A 2,733-nucleotide genomic window follows, 5' to 3' on the forward strand; every position below is an offset into this window, starting at 1 on the left:
AACACTCCTTATTACAATCAGAAAGATGAACGCTGGGGAAACACTCTCTACGGTGGCTACAAAATGGGAGCAACAGGTTGTGTGCCAACCAGTTTATCTATGATTATCTCGTCATTATCAGGAAAAGAAATTTTATCAACGATGGTAGCAGATTACCTGTATTATGATACGGTTGAATTTAACCGTGTTAGTCAAGGAACGAGTGGAAATGGTGTATTGTTGGCCTCTAAACACTTTGGAATGACACCGACAGCTTTGGGTTCAGTGAATGAATTAACCAATGCCTTGAAAGAAGGTCACTATGTATCAGCATCTGTTCAGATGAATAAGTTCTCGCCATGGCCTTTTGGCACCAGCCACGCTATTGTCTTAAAAGGCTATTCAAATGGAAATACCTATGTTTTAGATCCGTATAACGCAGCCAACAACGGCTGGTATCCAATTGATGCCCTTTGGAGAGAACAAAGTACGCAATATGAAGACATTGCTGCTTTGGGTCATCCATTTGTGAAAATCACGGATATCTAATGACAAAAAGGGAACCAGGAGGTTCTCTTTTTATATTTTTTCCATGAAACTCATATCATTATAAGGTGTTTTTATTTTCAGAAATAGGGAGAAAACTTGAAACAAAATACTTGTAAGCGTTTTATATATGTGGTATAATAATAGTGATAAAACTATTAGTCAGTAGAGGTTTTTCTTATGAGTAAAATTGTTGTTATCGGAGCAAACCATGCTGGAACAGCATGTATTAAAACCATGTTAACCAACTACGGAGCTAACAATGAAATTGTTGTTTTTGATCAAAATTCTAATATTTCATTTTTAGGCTGTGGTATGGCGCTATGGATTGGAGAGCAGATCTCTGGTCCAGAAGGGTTATTCTACTCTAGCAAGAAAGAGCTAGAAGAGTTAGGTGCTACCATTTATATGAATTCTCCTGTGGAGTCTGTCGATTATGATAATAAAGTGGTAACAGCAATTGTAGATGGTCAAACACATGAAGAACACTACGATAAATTGATTTTTGCGACAGGTTCGCAACCTATTATTCCTAAGATTAAAGGGGTTCACATGGACCCAGATTCTCTTGAATTCAAAGCAGCTCTTGAGAATGTTCAGTTTGTGAAATTGTACCAAAACGCTGAAGATGTGATTAATAAATTACACCATGAAAACATTTCACGTGTTGCCGTTGTTGGTGCGGGTTATATTGGTGTAGAATTGGCAGAAGCCTTCCAACGTAATGGCAAAGAAGTAACCCTTATCGACGTTGCTGAAACATGCTTGGCAGGTTACTATGACGCAGATTTTAGTGCAGCGATGGCGAAAAATTTGGAAGACCACGGTATTCGACTAGCCTTTGGTGAAGCCGTTAAAGAAATTGCGGGTCAAACAAAAGTTGAAAAAATCATCACTGATAAAGCTGAATACGATGTTGATATGGTTATCCTTGCTGTTGGTTTCCGCCCAAATACTGCTCTAGGTGGTGGCAAAGTGGAACTCTTCTCAAACGGTGCTTTCCTAGTGGATAAATACCAAGAAACAAGTGTTCCCGGCGTCTATGCTATTGGTGACTGTGCAACTATTTTCAATAACGCAACACAAACAATCGATTATATCGCTCTTGCATCGAATGCAGTAAGAACAGGGATTGTGGCAGCCCACAATGCTTGCGGACATAAATTAGAAGGTGTCGGTGTCCAAGGTTCAAACGGTATTTCGATTTATGGCTTAGACATGGTTTCAACTGGTTTGACTTTGGAAAAAGCAGCTGCCAAAGGATTTGAAGCAGCAGAAGTGGAATACAAAGACAATCAAAAGCCTGAATTTATCGAGAAAGACAATGCCAAAGTAACCTTGAAGATTGTTTACGATAAAAAGACTCGCAGAATTCTAGGGGCACAATTGATGTCTAAAAAAGACATTTCTTTGGCACTGCACCTCTTCTCATTGGCTATCCAAGAGCAAGTAACGATTGATAAATTAGCTTTGACAGATTTGTTCTTCTTGCCACACTTCAATAAACCTTATAACTACATTACTATGGCAGCGTTGAGTGCTGAGTAGTGTTGAGTAAAAAAATAACAGGGAGTGGTAGTTTCCTGTTATTTTTTATTTTAAGGTAGAAAAAAGAGAGTCTTTCGACTCTCTTTTACCATCCTTTAGAGCTGATTAGTTTTTAGAAGCAGCAACGTATTCTTCTTTAGAGAAAGCTTTGTCGATGATAGCTTTTAATTCTTCTGCAGAAGCTTGCATTTTTTGTGTTTCAGCATCGTTCAATGGAATGTTCACTGGACGAACGATACCATGTGCACCAACGATAGCAGGTTGACCAATGTAGCAATCAGTTACGCCTGGGTATTGACCGTCTTGATATACAGAAACTGGAAGAACGGCATTTTCATCGTTAAGAATAGCTTGAGTAATACGTGCAAGGGCAACAGCGATACCGTAGAATGTAGCACCTTTTTTGTCGATGATTGAGTATGCAGCGTCACGTACGCTTACAAATAGGTCAACCAATTCTTCAGCGTTGAAGTTTTCAACATCTTTAAGGTAGTTTTCGAGATTTACACCAGCAACGTTAGCATGTGACCAAACAGCGAATTCAGAGTCACCGTGTTCACCCATGATGTATGCGTGTACTGAACGTGCATCAACACCAAGTTTTTCAGCCAATGCTTGACGGAAACGAGCTGAGTCAAGTGAAGTACCTGAACCAATAAC

2 protein-coding genes and 1 pseudogene are annotated in these 2,733 nt (G+C 39.3%); 2 read left to right on the forward strand and 1 reads right to left on the reverse strand.

The features are described 5' to 3' along the window. A partial coding sequence (locus B3473_RS04255; protein WP_293675042.1) for a C39 family peptidase occupies window positions 1-528 on the forward strand: 528 nt, incomplete at its 5' end. Window positions 529-705: 177 nt separating this feature from the next. After that, window positions 706-2,073, forward strand: coding sequence for a H2O-forming NADH oxidase (nox, locus tag B3473_RS04260; protein ID WP_264879722.1), 1,368 nt, complete (start codon window positions 706-708; stop codon window positions 2,071-2,073). Between the two features lie 105 nt (window positions 2,074-2,178). Here the strand turns inward: nox and B3473_RS04265 are convergent. Further along, window positions 2,179-2,733, reverse strand: a pseudogene (locus B3473_RS04265) (L-lactate dehydrogenase); the annotation flags it as partial.

Origin of the sequence: Streptococcus sp. UBA632 (genome assembly GCF_002300045.1) — a bacterium.
GTDB lineage: Bacteria > Bacillota > Bacilli > Lactobacillales > Streptococcaceae > Streptococcus > Streptococcus alactolyticus.

What these genes read in the sequence shown, in the direction of transcription:
- nox (WP_264879722.1), top strand. Translation starts at nt 706, where the DNA reads ATGAGTAAAATTGTTGTTATCGGAGCAAACCATGCTGGAACAGCATGT.